Here is a 23,545-nt window from a genome sequence, read left to right as displayed (position 1 = left end):
CCCTGCAGACATCGTTCAAGATCCCCACCAACGGCAAGCCCAGCCCGTTGTTCGGGGCCTTGCCGTACACGCAACAACTGCTGCTGTTCGAAGAATTCGGCACGGAAAAACTCGACCCGACACTGCCCGCGCCGCCGCTGACCTTCCCGCCTCCGATCATCGGCCCGGCGCCCACGCAGGACCCGAACAGCATCGCCCGCAGCGGCCCTTCGGCCGCGGCGCTGGAAGCCTTCATGCGCCAGCCGGGGCTGTATCCGTTCCCCTCGCAGTATTCCAATGTGCTGGACCGCAACCCGTGGAAGGCGCAGGTCGAAGCCTTCCTCAACCGCCATCCGGTCGGCTCGCCGGCTGAAGGTCGTCCACCGGGAAAAGGCTGGTCGCACCAGCGCTGGAACGAGTTCTACCCACAGGTCGCCTTCAAGACCGCGCAGGCGGGCGCCAAGCTCAACGGCGGCATGCGCGACCGCCGCCAGTTGCACAACTACGCCGTCGGCGAGTTCGGACCGGGCGGGCTGTACAACCAGACTTCGGACACGCCGATCATTGCCGGTACCACCAAGGGCATCGACACGCGTTTTCACCCCAACATGCCGATCCAGAACCACAAGGCACTCTGGACCTTCGACGGCACCTTTCCACCAAAACTGTTGATGGTGCGTTACGGTCAGGGCGTGCTGATGCGGCACTACAACGCCCTGCCGATCGATCCGGCGGCCAACATGGGCTTTGGCCTGCACACCCTCAGCACCCACGAACACAACGGCCACACCCCGGCCGAAAGCGACGGTTATGCCAATGCGTTTTTCTTTCCGGGGCAGTACTACGACTATCGCTGGCCGATCCAGTTGGCCGGCTACGACAGCATCAATACCAATGCCCAGGATGCACGCGCGGCGTTCCCTTGCGCACCGGGTGAAACCCTGTATGTCAACGACGCCACGCCGGGCATGAAGACCTGCAACAACGGCACCATCAAGATCCGTGGCGACTGGCGCGAAACCATGAGCACCCATTGGTTTCACGACCACATGCTCGATTTCACCGCGCAGAATGTCTACAAAGGCAACGCGACGATGATGAACTACTACAGCGCCATGGACCGTGGCAACGAAGCGCTGCAGGACGGCGTCAACCTGCGCCTGCCCAGCGGTTCGGCGCTGCCCTGGGGCAACCGCGACTATGACGTCAACCTGATGATCGCCGACAAGGCCTGGGATGCCAACGGCCAACTGTGGTTCAACCCGTTCAATACTGACGGCTTCCTCGGCGACCAGATCCTGGTCAACTGGCAGTACCAGCCGCGCCTCAACGTGCGGGCGCGCAGCTATCGGTTCCGCATCCTCAATGGCTCGGTGTCGCGCTTCTTCAGGATCGCGCTGGTGCGTGAAATCGCCGGCACCAGTGGCGAGTTCCCCGGTCCGGCGGGTTCCGGCCTGTCCTACACCCGCGTGCCGTTCCACATGATCGCCAACGACGGCAACCTCATGGAACACGCCGTGCCGTTCGACGGCAGCATGGACCTGGACGCCGACGGCGATGTGCAGGACCACAACGCCATCCTGCCCACCCAGGGCATTGCCGAGCGCTTCGACATCATCGTCAACTTCTCCAAATACGGGATCCGGACCGGCGACAAGCTGTACTTCGTCAACCTGATGGAACACCAGAGCGGCAAGGGGCCGGAGAGTATTCCGCTGAGCCTGGCCGACGTGTTGTCCGGCAAGTACAAAGCGGTGCTCAAACTCGGCAGCAAGGGGCTGGAATGGGACCTGGGCGACCCGACGGTGGGCAAGTTCATGCAGATGGTGGTGCAGCCTTATGCCGGCCAGGACGTGGCCATGAACCCCGCTGACTACGAACCCGCCAAACCGGGTAAACCGGTGGGCAAGGTGATGATCCCGCTGACGATCAACCGCGACGATCCAGCGATGCAGGCCAAGCTGCAGCAGGCGCGGCATCGCGAGTTCATCTTCGGCCGCTCGGACGGTACCGACGAAGAACCCTGGACGATCAAGACCGACGGTGGTTTCGGCGAACGCGCCGACCTGCGCCGGATCAGCGCCGCGCCGCAACTGGCCACTGGCCCGACCCCTGCCGGCTTCTCCGGCGACGGCACCCTGGAAGTGTGGAAAATCAAGAACGGCGGCAACGGCTGGAGCCACCCGGTGCACGTGCACTTCGAAGAAGGCGTCGTCCTCAGCCGCGACGGCAAGGCACCGCCGGAATGGGAGAAATGGGCGCGCAAGGACGTCTATCTCATCGGCCAGGGCATCGACAGTACGGTGGACGTGGACATCGCGATCCGCTTCCGCGAATTCGCCGGGACCTACCTGGAGCACTGCCACAACACCCAGCACGAAGACACTTCCATGCTGATGCGCTGGGACGTCGAGAATCCGGGCCAGTTCCAGTTGATGCCAACACCCCTGCCCGGCTGGGACGGTGTGACCTACGTCAACTCCGCCGCGCTGCCAACCTTCCGCACGGGCGACAGACGCAACAACGAAGGCGACAACAAAAAACCGGTCGCCAACCCTGACAGCGCCATCAGCAACACAGGCCAACCGGTGACCATCAACGTGCTGGCCAACGACACCGACCCAGACGGTAACGTGCCGCTCAAAGTGGTGGGCCTGGCGCAACCGGACTCTGGCAAGGGCAGCGTCAGCACCGATGGCCTGCGCGTGGTCTACACACCACCGGCCACGATCGCCGCACCGTTCACCGCGACCTTCACCTATCAGGCCGCCGATGCCATTGGTGCACAATCGGAACCGGCGACGGTGTCTGTGGCGGTCACCGCAGGGGTCGTCGAGAACCTGATCGTCACCGGCGCTACCGTCACCTCCCGCAGCAACAGTCGCTACTACTGGGTGCTGTCCGGCACCACCTCGCGCGGCACGGGCAATACCATCTCGGCGACTGCCACGACCACCACCGGTACGGTGAACCTTGGCAACGCCACCCTGACCACCACGCCTACCGGCGCACGCTGGAACATAGCGGTGACCACCGTCGGCAGCGGCCCGGCGACAGCCCCGACAGCAACCATCAAGTCGGCCTTCGGCAAAACCGTGACGGTGCCAGTCGTGAAGAACTGAGTCAGAACTGGCTGTAGCAACGAGGGCCTCAAGGATTTGAGGCCCTTTTTATTGCAGGAGCGAGCCTGCTCGCGATGGACGTCAGTAACCCGGATAAACGCGGCGCCCTTGAGTCCATCGCCAGCAAGCCGGCTCCTACAGGTATGGTGCGGTCCCTTGTGGGAGCGAGCCTGCTCGCGATGGTCGTCAACGATAGCGCGTGCAACCAGGATAAACGCGGCGCCCTTGAGTCCATCGCCGGCAAGCCGGCTCCTACAGGTATGGTGCGGTCCCTTGTGGGAGCTGGCTTGCCAGCGATGGTCGTCAACGATAACGCGTGTAAGCAGGATAAACGCGGCGCCCTTGAGTCCATCGCCGGCAAGCCGGCTCCCACAGGTATGGTGCGGTCCCTTGTGGGAGCGAGCCTGCTCGCGATGGACGTCAACGATAACGCGTGTAAGCAGGATAAACGCGGTGCCCTTGAGTCCATCGCTGGCAAGCCGGCTCCCACAGGTATGGTGCGGTCCCTTGTGGGAGCTGGCTTGCCAGCGATGGACGTCAACGATAACGCGTGTAAGCAGGATAAACGCGGCGCACTTGAGTCCATCGCCGGCAAGCCGGCTCCTACAGGTATGGTGCGGTCCCTTGTGGGAGCTGGCTTGCCAGCGATGGTGGTCAACGATAACGCGTGCAACCAGGATAAACGCGACGCCCTTGAGTCCATCGCTGGCAAGCCGGCTCCCACAGGTATGGTGCGGTCCCTTGTGGGAGCTGGCTTGCCAGCGATGGTCGTCAACGATAACGCGTGTGACCCGGATGAACGCGGCGCACTTGAATGCATCGCCAGCAAGCCGGCTCCTACAGTTCCCCGGATTGCGTGAGGCAGCATCTACAATTCAACGCTGGGGTTCGATGATCCTGAGCCAGGGCCAGCGGGCCTGATAACTTCTGGCTTTCTGATCGAACAAGTCTGGCCTGGGATTCCTTGGATTGATTCGAAGCAGCCCCTGCTCTGTGTCGGCCAGCCCATTGGGCGCGTAGACCTCGCCGGTTGCCACATCCAAACCCATGCAGGTACCGGCAATCAGGTAGCGATCGACCCCGTCCCTGGCCGACCGGAGCTGAGGGTACTCCCCGCCAAACCGCTGTCTGTACCACAGGTGCACACGCGCCTGATTCCTGATTTCGACGTTCACCTCAAGGTCCTCGAACAGACCCCGGGCACGCTGGATGACCTCATCCTCTGCTTCCCAGGACAGGTCTTCATCGAAGTAAAAGACGTCGTAATCCTTCACGCCCCACGCTACCGGTTGCTGCGTCTGATGATTCCAGACAGCCTGGAACAGGCAACCGGCGGTGAGCATGCATTGCTGCAGACCAAGCTCGGGCAGACGCACGGCCAGTGCTGCGTTGACCGGATTGGTCATTGCGATGCTGATCAGGCTTTCGACAGTCAATGTCATTTTCATCCCTTTTGAATCGTTGAAGTCCTGGTGGGCGAACAGCGGGCAATTTAACGCCAAGACGTCGGTACTGACTATGTGGATGACACTTTTGAAGTAAACCGCCGCAGAGCCTGCCCTGATAATCGATAGCTTACTGACGAATTGTCGAGGTCAAGCATGACGAGCGCAACGATGGAACAGGTCAGCCCGAAAACGCTGAGAAGAGTGATTGTCGCCGCCGGCATCGGCAATTTCGTCGAGTGGTTCGACTTCGCCGTCTATGGCTTTCTGGCCACGACCATCGCCCAGCAGTTTTTCCCCAGTGGCGACGCCAGTGCCGCGCTGCTCAAGACCTTTGCGGTGTTCGCCGTGGCCTTCGCCTTTCGGCCCCTTGGCGGGATTTTCTTCGGCATGCTGGGTGACCGGATCGGGCGCAAGCGAACCCTGGCGATGACCATTCTGTTGATGGCCGGGGCGACGACCCTGATCGGCCTGCTGCCCACTTATGCGGCGATCGGGGTCATGGCGCCGATACTGCTGTCGCTGATCCGCTGCGCCCAGGGCTTTTCCGCCGGCGGCGAATACGCAGGAGCCTGTGCCTACCTGATGGAACACGCACCGAATGACAAACGCGCCTGGTACGGCAGCTTCATTCCGGTGTCGACCTTTTCCGCCTTCGCCGCGGCTGCCGTGGTGGCCTACGCACTCGAGGCCTCATTGTCCGCCGAAGCGATGGGCAGTTGGGGCTGGCGCCTGCCGTTCCTGATTGCCGCGCCCCTGGGCCTGGTCGGGCTCTACCTGCGCTGGAAGCTCGACGAGACACCGGCATTCCAGGCGGTGACCGAGGAACATGCAGTCGCCCACTCGCCACTCAAGGAAACCTTGCGCAACCATGGGGCGGCGATCTGTTGCCTGGGTGCCTTTGTGTCGCTGACGGCGCTGTCGTTTTATATGTTCACCACCTACTTCGCCACCTACCTGCAAGTCGCCGGTGGCCTGAGTCGCGCCACGGCGTTGCTGGTGTCACTGATCGCATTGCTGTTCGCCGCGGCGATCTGCCCGCTGGCCGGTTTGTATTCGGATCGGGTCGGGCGTCGAAAGACAGTGATGACGGCTTGCGCACTGTTGATCGTGGTCGTGTATCCCTCGTTCCTGATGGCCAGCTCCGGCTCGTTCGCAGCGTCCGTCGTCGGCGTGATGCTGCTGGCGATCGGCGCGGTTTTGTGCGGCGTGGTGACAGCGGCCCTGCTCTCGGAAACCTTCCCGACCCGCACTCGCTACACCGCCTCGGCGATCACCTACAACATGGCCTACACCCTGTTCGGCGGCACCGCACCGCTGGTGGCGACGTGGTTGATCAGCACCACCGGCAGCAACCTGTCACCGGCGTTCTACCTGATCGCGGTTGCCTTGCTCGCGCTGGCGGGTGGACTGGCATTACCGGAGACCTCGAGGATTTCCCTGCATGATGTTGCGGCGCCGGAGAAAGGCGCAGGAGTGAGCGCATCGGCCTGAAACACGAAACGAGCCAAACGGTATCAACTCAGCAAGCCCGGTGATCCACCGGGCTTTGCGCGCATTCTGCGCCCCACAAACCACTCGATTCGACGTCCCTCACAATTCCACTTCGACATCGTGGATTTGTCATGAAATGAAAAGAAATTGTCGTCGAATGAATCGCCGCCTGTCCCCCCCACCCATAAATTCCTAGTCGGGCCCGGCGCCATGCCTGGGCGCGTCTGCTTTATAGGCTCAACATCATAATAATAATCCGAGGGGCCGCACCGTATGCGCGTGAATCTACCCGTAACCGAGCATGAAAGAGTATTCCCTGCCGAACAGCGATTGATCTCCACCACCGATCTCGACAGCCGCATCACCTACTGCAATGACGCCTTTGTGGCCATCAGCGGTTTCACCTACGACGAACTGGTCGGTCAGCCCCATAACCTGGTTCGACACCCCGACATGCCACCCGGGGTGTTCATTCATATGTGGCACACCATCAAGCAAGGCAAACCCTGGATGGGCCTTGTGAAAAACCGTTCGAAAAACGGTGATTTCTATTGGGTCAGTGCCTACGTCACGCCCATCTATGAAAACGGTCGCCTGAGTGGCTACGAGTCGGTTCGTTCGTTGCCCAGCCGCGACCAGGTCGGTCGGGCAGCGGCACTCTATGCCAGGATGCGCGCCGGCAAGCCGATCGTTGCCCGCAGCGCGCGGATTTTTCGGCCGCTGCAACACGGCTGGCCGCTGCTGCTGGCTGGCGGGGTTTCACTGCTGGGCAGCCAGTGGCTGGCACAAACGGCGGCACAAGGGGTCCTGGTGGCGAGCCTGGGTTTTGCCTGGTACCTGATCGAGTCCCGACAGCGCAAAGCCATCGAGCGCACCCTGGCCGAGCATCCGAAAGCCTTTTCCGATCCGTTGGTCGCGCTCACCTATAGCGACAACCACGGTCCCCAGGGGCGCCTGGACATGGCCATGCTCAGTGAGGAAGCGCGCTTGCAGACCGCCTTGAGCCGGCTCGTCGATGCCGGGGTCAACGTCAAGGCCAAGGCGGCGCAATCATCGGCACTCTCGGGCTCGCAGGCGCAGTCGCTGGATCGTCAGCGCAGTGAAACCGATCAGTCCGCCGCCGCCATTTCCCAGATGGCCGCGACCATCCAGGAAGTCACCCAGAACGTCATCAACACCGCACATGCCGCGTCGCAGGTCGACCAGTTGACCCGTGACGGCACTGAGCTGGCGGAGCAAAGCCTGAGCGCCATGGCAACCATGCATGAGGCGGTCAACGAGATTGGCCAGGCGGTCAATGCATTGGCCAGCGAAACGCAATCGATCGGCAGTGTCGTGGATGTCATCACCTCCATCGCCGAACAGACCAACCTGCTGGCGCTGAATGCGGCGATCGAGGCGGCCCGCGCTGGCGAGCAAGGTCGCGGTTTTGCCGTGGTGGCCGACGAGGTGCGCTCCCTTGCACAACGCACCCGTACCTCCACCGAGCAGATCCACGGCATCATCGCTTCGCTGTATAGCGGTGCCGATCGCGCCGTCTCGACGGCCAGCCGTGGCGAGCAGATGTCCCGCGAAAGCATGCAGCGTGTAGAGGCGGTGCAGACGGCTCTGGTCGGCATCAGCCAGGCCGTCACCCGGATTACCGGAATGAGCCAGCAGATGGCCTCGGCGTCCGAAGAACAGAGCCACGTGGCTGAAGACATCAATCAACAGATCACGCGTATCGCCCAACTCTGTGATCACAGCGCCGCGCAAGCCAAGCAAGGCGCCGCGATCAGCCAGGACCTGGAAGTCATGGCCGAGTACCTGCACAGCCTGGCGGCGCGCTTCAGTCGATAGTCATCAGCGCCCCGGCAAAATGGATTGCGGAACGGAAATGCGAGCGAAGGTGTCAGCTGTATAGACATCTCTGTTTCGCATCCCCATCCAGATGGAGCGCTGAAGCCATGAACAACATTATCTACCTCGTCGGTGCTGTTGTGATCATCCTGTTCATCCTGTCGTTTGTCGGTATTGTCTGATCGACCACTGAAGGCTTGCCAAAGGTCTGCTCAGGCTTTTCCTCACAGCGGGAGGAAAAGCCATGGACTTTACTGGTCTGGTACTTGGGTCAACCTCCCCGGTTTCACACGCTACGCTACTGCCTGAGGCTTTTCTGACGTCAGGCATCAACGTAGCGAAATCGGGGGATTCAAACCGTGCAGGCACTCTTCGCGTTTCTCAATGCCAACCCCTACCTGTTGCTGTTCGTGGTGGTGAGCCTGGCGGTGCTGATCGGCCGCTTCACCATCAAGGGTTACGGGCTGGGTACCGTCGGCGGCGCCATCGTGGTGGGTTGCGGCATCGCCATTGCCGCCTCCCTTTATGGCATCACCTACAAGCTCGACACGTTCACCATGAACCTCTTCTACTACCTGTTCATGTACGGGGTCGGTTTGCGCGTCGGTCCCTCCTTTCTCAACAGCCTGAAGGATGACGGGCTGAAGTTCACCGTCCTCGCGGTCATTTGCAGTGTGTTCAGTCTGGCCGTGGTGGTCTTGGGCACGCGGCTTTTCGACCTGCCGACCGGCGCGGCCGGCGGAATCCTCGCCGGGGCCACGACCATGTCATCCGCCATCGGCTCGGCCGAACAGGCGGTTGCCTCGGGTGCCGTCCGCCTCGCACCGGGCGACACCGTCGAAGGGGTGTCGGCGATGATCACCCTGTCCTACGGCATCACCTACATCTGGGGCACCGTCGGCATCGTGCTGATGTGCAAGTACATGCCGCGCTGGTGGGGGGTCGATGCCAGGGCGGCAGCCCGTCGTTATGAGGAACAGCATGGGATGCATGATCTCGAGGACGACGGTATTACCGCCGACAAGGCCTTCGGATTGCGTGCTTATCGCCTGGAAAACCGCACGACTGCCGGCCTGACCATCCGCGAGTTTCTCTCTCGTTTCCCGGAGTATCGCATCGTCAACGTGCATCACGATGATGAGGCGATAGGGGCGGATCCTGACATCCAGCTGCAACTGGGGGATGTGATTACCCTAGGCAGCACACGCACAGGCCTGACCGCCAACATCGGCCTGATCGGCCCGGAGGTCGATGACGCCAGGGCGCTCGCCGTCCCCCTGGACCACGCGGAGATCCTGGTGACCGAGAAAGCCGTGATCGGCAAGCCGCTCAAGGAGTTTCGCGGCCTGGACCTGGCCGGGCAGCTGCAGTTGACTCGCATCCAGCGCGGCGGTGTGCCGTTGCCCGTCGGGCCAGAGACGCGGCTGCAGCGTCGCGACGTGCTGTTTGTCACCGGCCTGTCCAGCGCCGTGCAACGCGCGGGCGAGTTGTTCGGGGTTATCGCCCGGCCCAGCAGCATCACCGATTTATTAACGTTGTTTGTCGGAATGTCCCTGGGGCTGCTGATCGGTCTGATCCAGTTCCCCGCCTTTGGTGCTTCTGTCGGCCTGGGGAGCGCCGGTGGCCTGATGGTCTCGGGCATCATCGTCTCGTCGCTGTCCTCGCGCCTGCGCTTCTTCGGCAATACGCCGAACGCAGCGCGTAACATCCTCGAGGACATCGGCCTGCTGGTGTTCGTTGCGATTGTCGGGATCAATGCCGGCGCCACCCTGCTCGCTCAACTGACGGGGATGCTCGCTGTGCAGATTTTCCTGGTGGGTTTCGTCGCCTGCATGCTGCCGCCGTTCGCCGTCTGGGTGGTTGGCTATCACGTGATGAAGATCAATCCGGCGGTACTGATGGGTGGCATGGCCGGTGCCCGCAGTCATTCCGGCCCGTGCCTTGAGGCCGCGGCGGAGATCGGCAGCAACGTGCCCTGGGTCGGTTTTCCGGTCGCGTTTGCAGTCTCGGGGATCCTGCTGACGGTCCTCGGCTACTTCGCCATGGTCTTTGCCAATTAAATATGTTTTTACGCAAATCCCTGTAGGAGCCGGCTTGCTGGCGATGGATTCAAATGCGCCGCGTTTATCCAGGTTGCACGCGTTATCGTTGACGACCATCGCCAGCAAGCCGGCTCCTACAAAAGACCGCGTCAATCCCGGGATGACGCAATACCTGTAGGAGCCGGCTTGCCGGCGATGGATTCAAATGCGCCGCGTTTATCCAGGTTGCACGCGTTATCGTTAACGTCCATCGCGAGCAAGCCGGCTCCTACAAAAGACCGCGTCAATCCCGGGAATCACCGATGACGCAGTACCTGTAGGAGCCGGCTTGCTGGCGATGGACTCAAGTGCGCCGCGTTTATCCAGGTTACACGCGTTATCGTTAACGACCATCGCCAGCAAGCCGGCTCCTACAAAAGACCGCGTCAATCCCGGGAATCACCGATGACGCAGTACCTGTAGGAGCCGGCTTGCTGGCGATGGACTCAAGTGCGCCGCGGTTATCCAGGTTGCACGCGTTATCGTTGGCGACCATCGCCGGCAAGGACCGCACAATACCTGTAGGAGCCGGCTTGCCGGCGATGGATTCAAATGCGCCGCGTTTATTCAGGTTGCACGCGTTATCGTTAACGTCCATCGCGAGCAGGCTCGCTCCTACAGTTGTATCAGGGCAACGCATACACCCTGAAAAGTTTTTTCACGGTGGCGTTGCTCCCGCCCAGATATTGGTCGTAGGCCTTTGCCACGAAGCCCGAGTAATAGGCTTCACTCAGGGCCGTATCGACCAGCAGGCGGAAGTCTTCGTCGTTGCGCTCCACGATCATCGCCACCGGCGAGTACTCGAAGATGCGGTCCAGGATCATCAGGTTTTTGGCCGCGCCTTCCTTGGCCACTTCGTTTCGCAGCAGCATGCGTTCGGAGAAGAACGCATCGGCCTTGCCCTCGGCAACCAGCTTGACGCCCTCGTCGTTGTTGGCCACGGTCACCAGCGAGGCGATGACGTTGAGCAGGCGCATCTGCTCGCGAATCCAGTCTTCGGTCACCCCGCCCTCGAGGGTCGCGTAGGTCTGGTTGGCCAGGCCATTGTTGATGCTGGCGCGCCAGGTCGGGCCGGTGTTGGCGACCTTGCCATTGAGCACATTGAGCAAGGGTTCGCCCGCATCGTTGCGCACCACGACCGAGAGGCCGGCGGTGTAGACCGGGATGGAGTAGCTGATCATCTTGCGCCGCTCCAGGGTGGGCGCGGTCGGCGTGCAGAGGATATCGACCTTGCCCTGGCTCACGGCGCTGACCTGGTCCGCAACCGTTACCGGTTGATAGCGCACTTGCAGGTCGGGCAGGCCCAGCTCGCTCTTGAGCGTGTCGGCGATTTTCAGGCACAGGTCGATGGCATAACCGCTGGCCTTGTCGCCTTCCTGCTTGCTGAAAGGGGCCAGGTCCGGCAGGTAGCCCAAGGTAAAAGTGTGGCTGCTGCGCACGCGTTCAAGGGTGTTGGCGCCGGCCGCCAGCGGCAGCGTCAAGAGTGCGAAGGCCAGCAGCAGTCTGGTGGTTATGGCAAATGGTGCGTTCATGTCCGGTTTCCCCGTATGCAGATGTCTGTGCAATCCTGATGGCCACGCCTAAGGATTACCGGCCCTGGCCTGGTTGGCGGATGGCGCTTCGGTGAAGCGCTTGGCGAGGAATCCATAGAGCAGGTAACCGACAGCGAGCACCAGGGTGCCACCCATCACTGCGTCCTTGCCGCAGGCATACAGGGCGTACAAGGAGTAGGTGATGGCGATCAGCAAGACCACCACGTTACGCGTGTGAATCGCCGACGAAACCCCGGCCTTGTGCATGATCACCAACAGGCCGGTCAGTGCGGTGATATAGGGGATCAGGTTGGTGACCGCGGCCAGGCTGACCAGCTTGCTGAACTGGGCGGCGGCGTCGGGCGAGATGGTCGACAGGGCCATGAGGGTCTGCAGCACGCCGCAGACGATCATGCCGACGACGGGCGCATTCATCGAATTGACCTTGCTGAACAGCTTGAGGAACAGGTTCTGGTCAGCTGTCATCTTCGCGGTTTGCGCCAGGGTAAATTGCCAGCCCAGCAGCGAGCCGACACACGCCATCACCGCCAGGGCCATGACGATTGTGCCCACCATCGGGTTGAATATCGTGGCGTAGACCAAGGCGAAGGGGGCCGAGGATTTGGCCAGTTCCGCGTTAGGAATGATGCCCTGGATGACAGTGGTCGACAGCACATAGACCACGGCGGCACCCAGAGTGCCGAACAGGCAGGCCAGGGGCACGTTGCGCTTGGGATTTTCGACGGCATCGGTGGCCTGGGCCGCCGATTCCATACCGAGGAAGGCCCACAGGGTCAGGGGGATGGCTTTGCCGATGGCTTCGGAAATCGGCAGGCTGTTGGGGTTCCAGGCGGCGGCCAGCACATCGGGCTTGAACCAGAACCAGCCGATGATGCTCAGGCCCGCGACCGGAATGATCACGCCCCACACCGTGAAGGCGCCGATCTTGCCGGTGATGCCCGGGCCACCGAAGTTGGCGAAGGTGGTCAGCCAGATCAGCGCGATCGTGCCGACGCACAGTGGAATGGCACCGGTGCCCAGCCAGGGGATGAAGGCCGTCATATAGCCTACCGCCGAAATGGCCACGGCCACGTTGGCGATGGCCAGGGACAGGAAGTACAGGTACGAACAGAGGAAAAAGCCCGACTTTGAATGGGCCTCCTCGGTGTAGGCGGACAAACCGCCCGAACGCGGACAGAAGACCCCGCACTGGGCAAAGCAGTAGGCGATGGCCATCGAGCCGATCGCGGTGAAGATCCATGACAGCAGCGAGACGGCACCCAGTTGCGCCATGTTGGTGGGCAACATGATGATGCCCGAACCCATCATGTTGACCGTCACCAGCGTCGTGAGCCCCATCAGGCCCATTTTCTTGCTTGAATCAGCCATCGCAAACTCCTTGCCTTGTTCAGAGTTTTGAACCTGGGCCTGGCGACGTGCGGCACGCGGCCGGACAGGGGCTAATGCTTACTGCTCGAGCACTTGAACCGGTTGGGTGCCGTGCCGTGCCGTTCGCTGACGCTGGAGTTCCTCGGACCTCAAAGGCATGTGTCCCGGGGGTCAGGAGCGAATGCACTATTGGGTATAGTTCATTTTTACTATTCAGCGCACCAGGAACAGCAGGCCCATGACCAGGGCGGCCAGGAAGAAGGTTTCACCCACCAGCATCACGATCGGTCGCCAGCCCACCTCTGCCAATTTCTGCAGAGAGGTTTTTACGCCCAGTGCGGCGATGGCGAAAACCAGGCAACCGCGTGACAAGTCGTTCATGCCACTGGTCAGTGCGTGTGGAATGACCCCGGTGCTGTTGATTGCCACCAAGGCCATGAAAGCGACCAGGAAGCCGGGGACCACAGGAATGCGCCCGCGCTCGTTGCCCGCATGCTGGCGGCGGAACAGCCAGGCAACCACGACGACCGCAGGGACCAACAGGGCCACACGCAGCAACTTCACCACTGTGGCGATATCACCGGTGACCGGTGAAATCATGTAGCCCGCCCCGACCACCTGGGCGACATCATGGATCGTCCCGCCGAGGAAAGTGCCGGTCTGCTCGGGGCTCAGGCCCAGCAGCTTGCAGAGGATGGGATAGGTGATCATCGCCAATGTCGACAAGCCGGTGACGCCGACGACGGTGAGCAGGGTGTCGCGTTCACTGTTCTCGTGCTTGGGCAGCACCGCGGAGATCGCCAGTGCTGCCGATGCGCCGCAAATCGCCACGGCACCGCCAGTGAGTACACCGAAGTCGGCACGCTGGCCGAGCAGCCGGGCGCTGGCCCAACCGACACAGAGGGTCGCGGCGACTGCCAGCACGGCGGCAATCACCGTTTCAAAACCCAGTGAGCCGATCTGCTCCAGTGTGATTCGCGCACCGAGCAGAACGACGCCAAAACGCAGGATGGTGCGCGAGGCAAACTCGATGCCGGGCAGGCAACGGCCGTCTTCGATCAAGAAGTGGAACGTCATGCCAAAGAGCAGCGCATACAACAACGTGGGGCCGCCGTAATGGTCGGCAATGAAAGCGGAAGCCATGGCGATTGCCAGGCTGACCATCAGGCCTGGGCCAAGTGTTTGCACACGGCCTGAGAATCTGCGCAGGAAACTGCCGGAAGATGCGTAGTAAACATCTTTGATCATGACACTGCTCCCCAACTCGCCTCGTTGAGGAACGGCCCTTCCCATTTGCCTGTTTTTTTTGTTTTTCATGACTTGGGTTCACATGCATTTGTACGATGAGGCGCACTAAATCAAACGTCGAATAATGACGGAAGTGAATATCCGTCATTCATGGTATGCACAGCGCGAATACAGGCCATCCCTGGCACATCGCGGGGACTTGGCGGATCAGCGCACCCCTTCCTGGCGCAGGGCTGCCGGGGTGTAATTGGCCATCAACGCTTTCACGCCAAACTCGACGCTGCGTTTTTCCTCGTTCTTCAGGCCCAGGACCGAGTAACGGCCGGACACCAGGTCATACAACGTCTCGGCGGTGTAACCCGGTACCTTATGGTCGTAATACTGTTGCGCATGACCTTCGGCGACCCGCCACAGTTGGCCACGGCCGTCATAGTGATCGACCTCGGCGAGTTGCCAGGTGTCCTCGTCGAAGTACATGTGGCGCTTGGCATAGATATGCCGTTCACCCGGCTTGAGCGTGGCCTCGACTTCCCAGACGCGGTGCAGTTCGTAGCGGGTCAGGTCCTGGTTGATGTGGCCGGGCTTGATGATGTCGTCGTACTTCAGTTGCGGCGAATCGAGCTTGTAGCTGTTGTACGGGATGTAGAGTTCTTTCTTGCCGATCAGCTTCCAGTCGTAGCGGTCCGGGGCGCCGTTGAACATGTCGTAGTTGTCGGAGGTGGCCAGGCCGTCGGCGGCGGTGGCCGGCCCGTCGTACGCCACTTGCGGAGCGCGGCGCACGCGGCGCTGACCGGCGTTGTAGAGCCAGGCCATGCGCGGCTCTTTGACCTGGTCGATGGTTTCGTGCACCAGCAGTACGTTGCCCGCCAGACGTGCTGGCGCGGTTACCCGCTGGATGAAGAAAAACAGGCTGTTCTCGGCCTTGCTCTTCTCGAGGTCCGGCAGATTGCTCGGGTAAGAAATCTCGTCTTCGAAATGCACCATGGTGAACGAGCCATTGGTCTGTGGCTGCACACGGGTGACGAAGCGGTGCACGTTGCCGCCGCGATAGCGGGTGGTATGGTTCCAGGCGACCTCGACGCCGTTGGCCGGAATCGGGAAGGCGTAATAGCGGCTGTCACTGAAGTTCTGCAGACCGTTGCCGCCTCCCAGGGTTTCGGTCTTGGCCGCGCTGGTCTTGATCGCGCTGTAAATCTCGTCGGGCAACGCTGCCGTACGGTGGGTGGCGTACACCGGAATCCTGTAGGTCTGCGGGTAGCGCAGGAACATCGCCAGCTGGCCCGGCGTCAGCTTGTCCTTGTATTTCTCGACGTTGGCCGCGGTGATGCTGAACAGTGGCTTTTCATTGGCGAACGGGTCGGCCAGGAAACCCTTGGCATCCACCGCGCCGGCGTTGGTGGGCAGGCCGCCGGTCCAGGCCGGAATCGAACCATCGGCATTGGCAGCCTTCTCGGCGCCCATTGGTGTCAGGCTCGCACCCAGTCTGGCGACCTGATCGGCGGGCACGGCAGCCATGACGCCGGTTGCCAGCAGCGACAGGGAAAGAGCGCCGATTTGCAGCAGATTTCTGGTGATTTTCATTGTTATGCCTTTCTCATGTTGATCCGTTAGAAGTTCACGCCGAGGCTGAGGGCGAGAAAATCGCGATCGACCTGGGTGTTGTACTTGCCGTTGAAAAAGTTCGTGTAGCTCATGCTCGCGGTGTAGGTGTTGCGGTATTCGGCATCCAGCCCGAGGCTCACGGCCTTGGTGCCTTCAGTGAACAGGCCGTTGGGGCCATAGCCGTTGACGTCGTGGGACCAGGCCACGTTTGGCTTGAGGTTCACCCCGGCGAAGACGTTGCTGTAGTCCCAGATGGCCCGTGCGCGATAGCCCCATGAGGTGGCGGTGACGAAGCCGTCGCTGTCGCAATTGCGCACCAGGTTTTGCGTGGCACCGGTGTTGCCGACGGCGCCATTGATGGTGGTCTGGTTGAGCGCCTGGCAGGTGTTCACTGCGCCAGTGGCCGGCAATGCGCCAGGGCCGAACACCGGATCACGGCCATAACGGGCCTTGTCGGTGGACTCAAGACCACCGACGTGAACCACCCCGACCTCACCCACCAGCGTCAGGCGTTCGGCGCCCATCACCTGATCGAAGAAGTGCGTGAAGGTCGTCTGCAGTTGAGTGACTTCCTTGCGGCGGTAACCTTGCAGGTCGCTGCCCGGGGTGCCGTTGAGCAACGAGGCGTTGCCGTACAGCGGGCTGACGCTGGCCTTCAGCGGATCGACCACGGCGAACAACAAGTCAGTGGTACTCAGCTGCACCGGCGCATTGGGCCGGTAGCTGATTTCGCCCTGCCATGCCGTGCCGGTAGGCAGCGTGGTAGAGAAACTCAGGCCATACAGGTGGATGTCTTCCGGGTACTCCATGAAGTAATGCGCGTTACCCGCGACCACCAGCGGCGCGGCGGCGCCGAAGGGAGCGGCTGCGTTGTAGACGCTTTGCGCCGGGGCCGTGTCGCCAAAGAACGGCGCGCGGCTGTGGTAGTTCATGAAGTAGGCGCCGAACTCGGTGTCCAGCGGGTCGAACATGTAGCGCAACGCCAGGCCCCACTGGCCGCTGTCGCGCGCATCCCGGTCCGGGCCACGGTTGACCCGGGTGCCTTCGACGTTCTGGTTGATGTCCAGGGCTGTGCCCGGCAAGCGGCTGTTGATCAGGTTGCCCGCTGCCGGGTTGTTGGTCAGCAGGCGCAGGTTGTCGGTGCAACCGTCGGCGACCAAATCCGACTGGGCGAAGAACGTGCCGCAGTTATCTACCACGGTCTGGTCCCATTCGAGCTGGTAGAACGCCTCGGTCGACAGGTTATCGGTCAGGCTTTGCTGAACGAAGAACATGTTCACCGGAATCAGGCCTTCCTTGACCTCCGCACCCGGACGGCGAAAGGCGGAGACGTCGACCGGGTTGATCGAGTTGATGCCGTTCTGGATGAAGGTGCTCTCCCCCCAGCTGACCACTTGCTTGCCCAGTCGCACGCTGCCTGGCTGGTCGGCCAGGTTGTAGTTGTAGTAGGCAAACGCATCGAGCAGTTGATAGCCGGAGGACTTCGCACCCTCCTTGCGCCCATCGTTGTCGATGTCCTTGAACGGGCGACTCTCGTCCTGCAGTTCAAAGTCGTACCAGTACTTGCCGCGCATGAACACACCGACATCGCCGTACTTCAACTCCAGGTCATGAATGCCCTTGAAGATTTTCGAGAAGGTTTCGTTCTTCCTGAAGTTCAGGCGCGAGTCGTCCGACGTTTGCGACAACCCTTTGCCGCCGTTATTGACGCCGATCAGATTGCTGTCCGGGTTGGCTGTCGACCAACTGGCGCCGATCGACAACGAGGAGTCGAACTGTCCTTCGATTTCACCGACGTTGAAATTGACCGCCTGCGCTTGCGTGACGCAGCCCAGGGCAATGGCGCTTGCAAGCGCCTTCAGTTTGAACTCGGCACGCGTTGTTGTTGTTTTCATGCGGTTCCCTGTCGGGTTGTTGTTTTTGTTTTTATGTGACGGATGCCGGAAAAGGGAATTTCCAGGCCAGACTTCCCGTTACCGAGCGGTTAGAGGAAGTCCGGCGGGTTGATGTCGTGGTTGACCAGCAGGCGCTTGGTCTGCTGATCAGGTAGTCGGCGATTGTTCAAAGCACGGCAAATCGCGATCCGGGGCGACCCATGGCAACGCCGAGGCACACCAAAGGTGCATGCCCGGTTGCGCTTGCGCGGCATTGCTCAGGGTTCCGGCCTTGATTGCCAGCACGCCTGGCATGGCCGCTATTTCGGAGTACAACGCCGAGCCGCAGGCATTGCAGAAAAAGCGCCGCACCGGATGGCCGCTGCCACCGGGTTTCTCGTAGCTGGCGAGCGTCTCGCCCGCCACGACGAAACCCTCGGCCGGCAACAGCAGGTTGATCGAGAAAGCGCTGCCCGATTGTTTTTGGCAGTCCGTGCAATGGCACACGGCCGTGGTCAGTGGCGCCACGTGGCTGGAGTACTTAACGCAGCCGCACAGGCAGCCACCATCGATGCTGGTCATGGAAGTTTTTCCTTATGAATGAAACAGGCAGGTTTTGTTGCCGGCGCCGGGCGGCGCCGTGCGCTAAAGCAAAGGCGAATGCCGGGGCGCGGTCATGCCGCTTTGGTCAGGGGTGGCAGAGCTGGGTTTCCAGATGGCCGCGTGGCGCTGGGTGCGCCCGAACGATGAAAAACCATTGCTGAACCAGAAACAGGCCAGCAGCCCCGACAGCAGGCAGACGATCAGCATCGCGTACTTGATCGCCGCCAGGTCGTGCAGCACATAGTCGGTCAGCAAGCCAACCGCTACGGGGCCCAGTCCGGCGCCCAGCAGATTGATGATGCCGGTGTACATCGCCGCGAACTGACCCCGCATCGGTGCCGGAGCACTCTCCTGGATGGCCGCAGGCCCGGCACCGAAGAAGATGAACCAGAACGGGCAAGAGATCGCGAGGAAGATCAGCGCCAGCTGCGCCGTGGGCATCAGCAACATGACCGAACTGCTCAGCGTCAGGCCGAGGCTGCCGACCAGGGCGACCCGCAAATTGCCATGGACCACGCCGCGATTGCGCCAGTAATCGCCCAGCCAGCTGCCGACCAACGCCCCCAAGGGACCGAGGAAACACAGGTACAGGCCCAGCTGCTTGCCAATTTCGGCGTAGGACCATGCGAACTCACGGACGAAGAAGGTCGGCACCCAACTGCTCATGGCGTACACACCCATGTAGAAGAACCCGCCGCCCAGCATCAAGGCCGCGTAGCTTCTGCGGTTCGCGCGAAGAAAGGCCATGACCTCGGAAAACGGCAGCTGACCGGCCTCGGGCACGCGCTGTCGGGTCCGGCGTTTTCGGGCTCGTGGTTCGGGGATGGCCGTCACCAGCAAGGCGATCAGCAGCCCCGGCAGACCGAGTGTCAGGAACGTCAGTTGCCAGGCCTCCAGCTTGCCCAGCAGCGGCAGTGTGGGCGCCGCAGCGGTGAACAGCCCCAGCACCGTGCCACCGATGAGCAAACCCGCACCGGCGCCAAACGGGCCGGCGGCACCGAAGACGCCCAGGGCCTTGCCCCGCTTCCCGGGCGCAAACAGGTCCGCCAGCAATGACACCGTGCCCGGAATCAGCACGGCTTCGCCGACCGCCACGCCGATACGCGCCAGCAACAGATGCCAGTACTCGCTGGCCAGCCCGCCCGCGGCCGTGGCCAGGCACCACAGGGCGACACCCACGGCTATCACCATGCGTCGGTTGCCGTGGTCGATCAGCCGGGCAATCGGCATCCCCACCACGGCGTAGAACGCCGCGAAGGTGAAACCATGCAACAGCCCCATCAGGGTATCGCTGACACCCAGCGAATGCTGGATCGGACCGACCAGCAGGGTCAGGATCTGCCGGTCCATGATGGAGAAAACATAAGCCAGCAACAGGGTACAGACGGCATACCACGCGCTATGCCGGCTCACCCCCAGCCAGGGTTGCTCACCGCTCACGGCAGCATCGGATTTGTGCAACATCGTTCTGCCTCATTGTTGTTGTTTTCAAGGGAGGAACTCAGACACTTGCCTGCGGCGCAGGCCATCGGACCAAGCCGGTTCAGCCAGGCGTGGCATCCTGGCAAAGCGCCTGAGTCCAGACGCTATTTTCACGCCAGAAGTTTTCCTTGCGCCAGTACGCCGGCAGTTCGCTGCCCGTCGAGCGGATCACACGCTTGAGCAGCATCTTCAGCAGCTGTGCTTCCTCGAAGTTCAGCCCCTGCTCGGCGGACGTTTCGGCAGCCTTGGCAAAGGCCAGCAGCTCAATGGCGAAACGACGGCCCTGCTCGGTGAAGTGCACCCGGCGATCCTGGTCGATGACCAGCAGGCCACGCTCGACCAGCGGTTGCAGGTCTTTCGCCGCCACTTCCTGGCCCGTGATCGCGACCAGATGCTGCAGGTCGGCCAGGGTGCGGCCATCGCCCAGGCTGAGTATGGTCAGCAACTCGTAGTCGATGTCGCGCAGGCCCTGCTCCCTGAGGCGCTCTCGAATCGGCATGAGCAATTGGTAGTAGGTGCGCCCCAGCAGAAAGCCAAGCCAGTCGTCGCCAAAGTTGGAGCTTGCGTGCGCAAGGTCGCTGTTCTTCTTCAGCAACAGACCATAACCACCGCTGTGAAAGACCAGCGGCGACTTGTCGAAGCTGTCGAAGGCCACGACTTCACCGACGAAGATGATGTGATCGCCGCCCTCATAGCGGTAGGTGGTCCGGCACTGGAAACGCGCCGAGCAGCCTTCGAGCAGCGGGATGTCACCCGGACCGCGCTGGATCGGCAGAGCGGCGAACTTGTCTTCGCCACGTTTGGCAAAGCGGTTCGACAGTGACTCCTGATCGGCCGCGAGAATATGCACCGCGAAGTGTTCGGCCGTCATGAAGGCAGGTGCGCTTGACGAGGTTTTGCTCAAGCTCCACAGCACCATCGGCGGCTCAAGGGACACCGAGTTGAAGCTGTTGGCGGTCAGGCCATAGTCCTGCCCGTCTTCGCCACGGGTGGTGACGATGGTGACACCTGTGGTGAAAGACCCAAGTGCCTGGCGGAACTCCTTGGGATCGAAATTGGTGGTGTTCATGGGCGTGCTCCATCGCTGCCGGCGAGCGGCAGCGAATTGTCGACTTGGGTTCAGAGAGGCTCAGCGGTTCAGCAGTGGCATGACCAGACGGCCAAAGCGCTCGGCTTCTTCGTGATGCGGGTAGCCGGAAAGGCAGAACCCACTGCAACCTGCGTCGACGAACGCCAACAATTGATCCGCGACCTGCTGCGGATTGCCGACCACGGCGACACCCGCACCGGGGCGCACTTCCGTGATGCCGGTCCACAGGTGCGGGGTCATCTTGCGGCCCACGGTCTGGGACAATTCCTTCTGCCGCTGGTTGGCCACCGACTCCGCCATCATGGTCTTGACCTCGGACAGCCAGGTCGGATCGGCACCCGTGACCAACGCGTCTGCCGCCGCCCAGGCTTCTTCTTCGGTTTCCCGGCAGATGATCTGCAGGCGCATGGCGAACTCGATTTCCTCGCCACGGCCGTACTTGGCGGCGCGCTCGCGCATTTCCTTGATTTGCTCGGCGATACGTTCCGGGTAGTCACCCCAGAACAGATGCACGGCCGAGTGCTTGGCGGAAATTTCCGCGGCCTGCGCCGAACCGCCGCCGAGGAAGAATGGCGGGTGTGGCTGCTGGAAATTCTCCAGGGTCTTGCGCGGTCCGTGAACCTGATAGTACTTGCCGTTGTACTCGACCCCCTCCTCCGTCCACAGGCGTTTCATCAGCTCGACCTCTTCCTCCAGCTGCTCGTAACGTGCCTCCTTGGAGACAATCGAGCCTTCGGCGTAGGCGTCTTTTTCGCTGAGACCGGCGATCAGGTTGACGTAGATACGCCCCTGGGACAGTTGGTCGAAAGTGGAGAACATCCTGGCCTGCGCCAAGGGATGGATGATGCCGGGCTTGACCGCAATCAGCGCCTTGAGTTTTGTCGTCCGCGCGATCAGGAACGAGGCCGTGACCCAGGCATCCCAGCAATAAGGGGTGACCGGCACCAGCACATAGTCGAAACCGGCATCTTCAGCGGCCAGGGCGACTCGCTCGAAATGCTCCATGGATTGCGGGATGTTTTTGCTCGGATCGCTGAACGCAGTGGTGTCGCCCAGAGTCGGGATGAACCAGCCGAATTGAATCTTTTTATTGTTATTCATGATTTGTGCACTCGCGCTAATGAACGATGGGAGGCACTAAATCAAACCCTCGACAATGGGGGAAATGAATATGTAACATTCAAGGTATGCACAATATAAATACCAAGACACTCGACCTGAATTTACTGGTGGTGTTCTCCACGCTGTGGGACACCCGCAACGTGACGCGCGCGGGCGAGCGCCTGGCGCTGAGCCAATCGGCCGTCAGTCATGCATTGCGCCGTTTGCGTGAACGCCTTGACGACGAATTGTTCGTCTTGGGCAGCAGCGGCCTGGTGCCGACGCCACGAGCGGCCGAGTTGATTGCCCCGGTGCGCGAAGCGCTGGAAAAGATCGATCAGGCGTTGCAAGGCGGTGACGCCTTCATGCCCGCCACGACGCAACGCAAGTTCCGCATCGCCGCCGGTGATTTCGTGGAGTTCTTGATCCTGCCGGGCTTGATCCAGCACATGTCCCTCGAAGCCCGGGGCGTGATGATCGAAGTGGTTCCGTTGCCGGCGACCAACGTCTTGTCGGCGATGCTGGAAAGCGGCGAAATCGATCTGGTGATCAATACCCCCATGACGCTTGGCGCCGGGCTGCGCCATGAGCAGATCACCGTCATCGAGCTGGTGACGATGATCTGGGCGCGTGAAGGCGTTCCGCCAGGGCGCTTCCCCCTGGAGCTCTATCTTCAGCGGCCACAAGTGATGATCGAATTGCATCAACGCAATGGCAACATCATCGACCGGACGCTCACTTCGCTGGGCCTGGAACGACGCATCGGCGCACTGGTGCAGAACTTCATGGCGATGCCGGTGATCGCCGCGCAAACGGGCTACATCTGCAATCTACCGAAATTGATCGCTCAGGTTTTCGCCGACAACTTCGGACTCAGTTGCCATGAGCCACCCGTTGAGTTTCCTCAACCCGAACTGGTGGCGTATTGGCACACTCGCTACGATGCCGACCCCGGCCTGCTGTGGTTACGAGAACGAGTAAAGCAGTCCATTCGGTCCTGATGCGTCGTATCCAGCCATCAGGTACGCCCTGCGGTACCTGTGACAGGTAGGTTGCCGAGCAGTTTGAGCCCGGTGCTCTTGACGAAAGCGTCGTAGTCCATCGGCTTCTGGATACGGGTTTCTGCGTTCGGCAGCACGTAGGCCCAGGCCCGTTTTGACGAGGCGTCGTACACCAGCTTGAACAGGCGCGTCGGCACCCAGACCTGGTTGTCGCCGATGGTCGAGTAGCCCGGGTCGAAGAGCGGGCCGGTAAAGACAAACACATTGCCCTCGGCGCGCTTGGCAAACTTCCTCACATCCGCCTCGACCTTGCTCCAGATCTTGCGGTTGTTGGTCGGGTCCTGCGGCACCATGTTCGACAGCGCAAAGGACTGGGCCATTGCATTGGGGTTCGGTGCGTCGGCTGCCGGCGATTGATGAAATACCCGGCAGGAGTTCATACTCAATGTTTGCTGTTGTTCTTACCTATTCATGAGCCTAGCTGCGAAATTGCACTCCACTGAACACCTGATTGCATCGGCGCTGACCACTCGTTTGCATTGCACTTGACCAGGAGTTTGCATTCGATCTGACCACCGATTGCATCAGATTTGACCAGCACACTTAGTAACTATGATCGGCAGAGAGCTCTCGCTTGCTGCCGGTGGCGACGGGCAACAACCG

At 61.4% G+C, this 23,545-nt stretch carries 15 protein-coding genes and 4 pseudogenes; 7 read left to right on the top strand and 12 right to left on the bottom strand.

Annotated elements, in window-relative coordinates; all coding sequences use genetic code 11:
- A partial coding sequence (locus EI969_RS16690; protein WP_160388751.1) for an Ig-like domain-containing protein occupies nucleotides 1–3,101 on the top strand: 3,101 nt, incomplete at its 5' end.
- 74 nt (nucleotides 3,102–3,175) lie between these two features.
- Nucleotides 3,176–3,961 (top strand): hypothetical protein, encoded by a 786-nt coding sequence (locus tag EI969_RS30275; RefSeq protein WP_178120704.1) that lies wholly within the window; start codon nucleotides 3,176–3,178, stop codon nucleotides 3,959–3,961.
- Between the two features lie 15 nt (nucleotides 3,962–3,976).
- On the opposite strand, the gene EI969_RS16685 is transcribed toward EI969_RS30275, so the two are convergent.
- Nucleotides 3,977–4,543 (bottom strand): nucleotidyltransferase family protein, encoded by a 567-nt coding sequence (locus tag EI969_RS16685; RefSeq protein WP_256678322.1) that lies wholly within the window; start codon nucleotides 4,541–4,543, stop codon nucleotides 3,977–3,979.
- Nucleotides 4,544–4,702: 159 nt separating this feature from the next.
- Here EI969_RS16685 and EI969_RS16680 point away from each other — a divergent pair, with 159 nt between their 5' ends.
- From EI969_RS16680 to EI969_RS16670, 4 genes and pseudogenes are all read left to right on the top strand, one after another.
- On the top strand, nucleotides 4,703–6,040 hold the full coding sequence (locus EI969_RS16680; RefSeq protein WP_160388750.1) for an MFS transporter: 1,338 nt from the start codon (nucleotides 4,703–4,705) through the stop codon (nucleotides 6,038–6,040).
- A 273-nt stretch (nucleotides 6,041–6,313) separates the two neighbouring features.
- Nucleotides 6,314–6,592 (top strand): annotated as a pseudogene (locus tag EI969_RS31015) (PAS domain-containing protein); the annotation flags it as partial.
- A 312-nt stretch (nucleotides 6,593–6,904) separates the two neighbouring features.
- Nucleotides 6,905–7,879: pseudogene (locus tag EI969_RS31010) on the top strand (methyl-accepting chemotaxis protein); the annotation flags it as partial.
- A gap of 359 nt (nucleotides 7,880–8,238) precedes the next feature.
- Complete coding sequence (locus tag EI969_RS16670) at nucleotides 8,239–9,939, top strand: TrkA C-terminal domain-containing protein (protein WP_160388748.1); 1,701 nt, start codon at nucleotides 8,239–8,241, stop codon at nucleotides 9,937–9,939.
- Between the two features lie 364 nt (nucleotides 9,940–10,303).
- On the opposite strand, the gene EI969_RS30270 is transcribed toward EI969_RS16670, so the two are convergent.
- The 10 genes and pseudogenes from EI969_RS30270 to EI969_RS16625 form a co-directional block, all read right to left on the bottom strand.
- Entirely contained in the window at nucleotides 10,304–10,558 is a 255-nt protein-coding gene (locus EI969_RS30270; protein ID WP_178120703.1) for a hypothetical protein, read from the bottom strand.
- A 28-nt stretch (nucleotides 10,559–10,586) separates the two neighbouring features.
- A complete protein-coding gene (locus EI969_RS16665; protein ID WP_160388747.1) occupies nucleotides 10,587–11,492 on the bottom strand; it encodes an amino acid ABC transporter substrate-binding protein in 906 nt (301 codons plus the stop codon).
- 48 nt (nucleotides 11,493–11,540) lie between these two features.
- Entirely contained in the window at nucleotides 11,541–12,881 is a 1,341-nt protein-coding gene (gene potE, locus EI969_RS16660; protein WP_160388746.1) for a putrescine-ornithine antiporter, read from the bottom strand.
- 213 nt (nucleotides 12,882–13,094) lie between these two features.
- A complete protein-coding gene (locus EI969_RS16655) occupies nucleotides 13,095–14,129 on the bottom strand; it encodes a YeiH family protein (RefSeq protein ID WP_160388745.1) in 1,035 nt (344 codons plus the stop codon).
- A 207-nt stretch (nucleotides 14,130–14,336) separates the two neighbouring features.
- Nucleotides 14,337–15,710, bottom strand: coding sequence for a DUF1329 domain-containing protein (locus EI969_RS16650; protein ID WP_160388744.1), 1,374 nt, complete (start codon nucleotides 15,708–15,710; stop codon nucleotides 14,337–14,339).
- 26 nt (nucleotides 15,711–15,736) lie between these two features.
- Nucleotides 15,737–17,548, bottom strand: a pseudogene (locus EI969_RS16645) (DUF1302 domain-containing protein); the annotation flags it as partial.
- A 225-nt stretch (nucleotides 17,549–17,773) separates the two neighbouring features.
- Nucleotides 17,774–18,187, bottom strand: coding sequence for a GFA family protein (locus EI969_RS16640; protein WP_160388742.1), 414 nt, complete (start codon nucleotides 18,185–18,187; stop codon nucleotides 17,774–17,776).
- A gap of 63 nt (nucleotides 18,188–18,250) precedes the next feature.
- A complete protein-coding gene (locus EI969_RS16635; protein WP_160388741.1) occupies nucleotides 18,251–19,672 on the bottom strand; it encodes an MFS transporter in 1,422 nt (473 codons plus the stop codon).
- A 79-nt stretch (nucleotides 19,673–19,751) separates the two neighbouring features.
- Entirely contained in the window at nucleotides 19,752–20,759 is a 1,008-nt protein-coding gene (locus tag EI969_RS16630) for a flavin reductase (RefSeq protein ID WP_160388740.1), read from the bottom strand.
- A gap of 60 nt (nucleotides 20,760–20,819) precedes the next feature.
- Nucleotides 20,820–21,881 (bottom strand): LLM class flavin-dependent oxidoreductase, encoded by a 1,062-nt coding sequence (locus EI969_RS16625; RefSeq protein WP_160388739.1) that lies wholly within the window; start codon nucleotides 21,879–21,881, stop codon nucleotides 20,820–20,822.
- Nucleotides 21,882–21,967: 86 nt separating this feature from the next.
- Here EI969_RS16625 and EI969_RS16620 point away from each other — a divergent pair, with 86 nt between their 5' ends.
- Nucleotides 21,968–22,882 carry a LysR family transcriptional regulator gene (locus EI969_RS16620; protein WP_160388738.1) on the top strand — a complete coding sequence of 305 codons (915 nt, stop codon included), beginning with the start codon at nucleotides 21,968–21,970 and terminating at the stop codon, nucleotides 22,880–22,882.
- A gap of 17 nt (nucleotides 22,883–22,899) precedes the next feature.
- On the opposite strand, the pseudogene EI969_RS16615 reads toward EI969_RS16620, so the two are convergent.
- Nucleotides 22,900–23,301: pseudogene (locus EI969_RS16615) on the bottom strand (DNA/RNA non-specific endonuclease); the annotation flags it as partial.
- Nucleotides 23,302–23,545: the final 244 nt, after the last annotated feature.

The sequence above is a fragment of the Pseudomonas sp. PB101 genome (genome assembly GCF_009764265.1).
GTDB lineage: Bacteria > Pseudomonadota > Gammaproteobacteria > Pseudomonadales > Pseudomonadaceae > Aquipseudomonas.
Note: the sequence above shows the minus strand (reverse complement) of the source record. Positions and strands in the feature narration are given on the sequence as shown.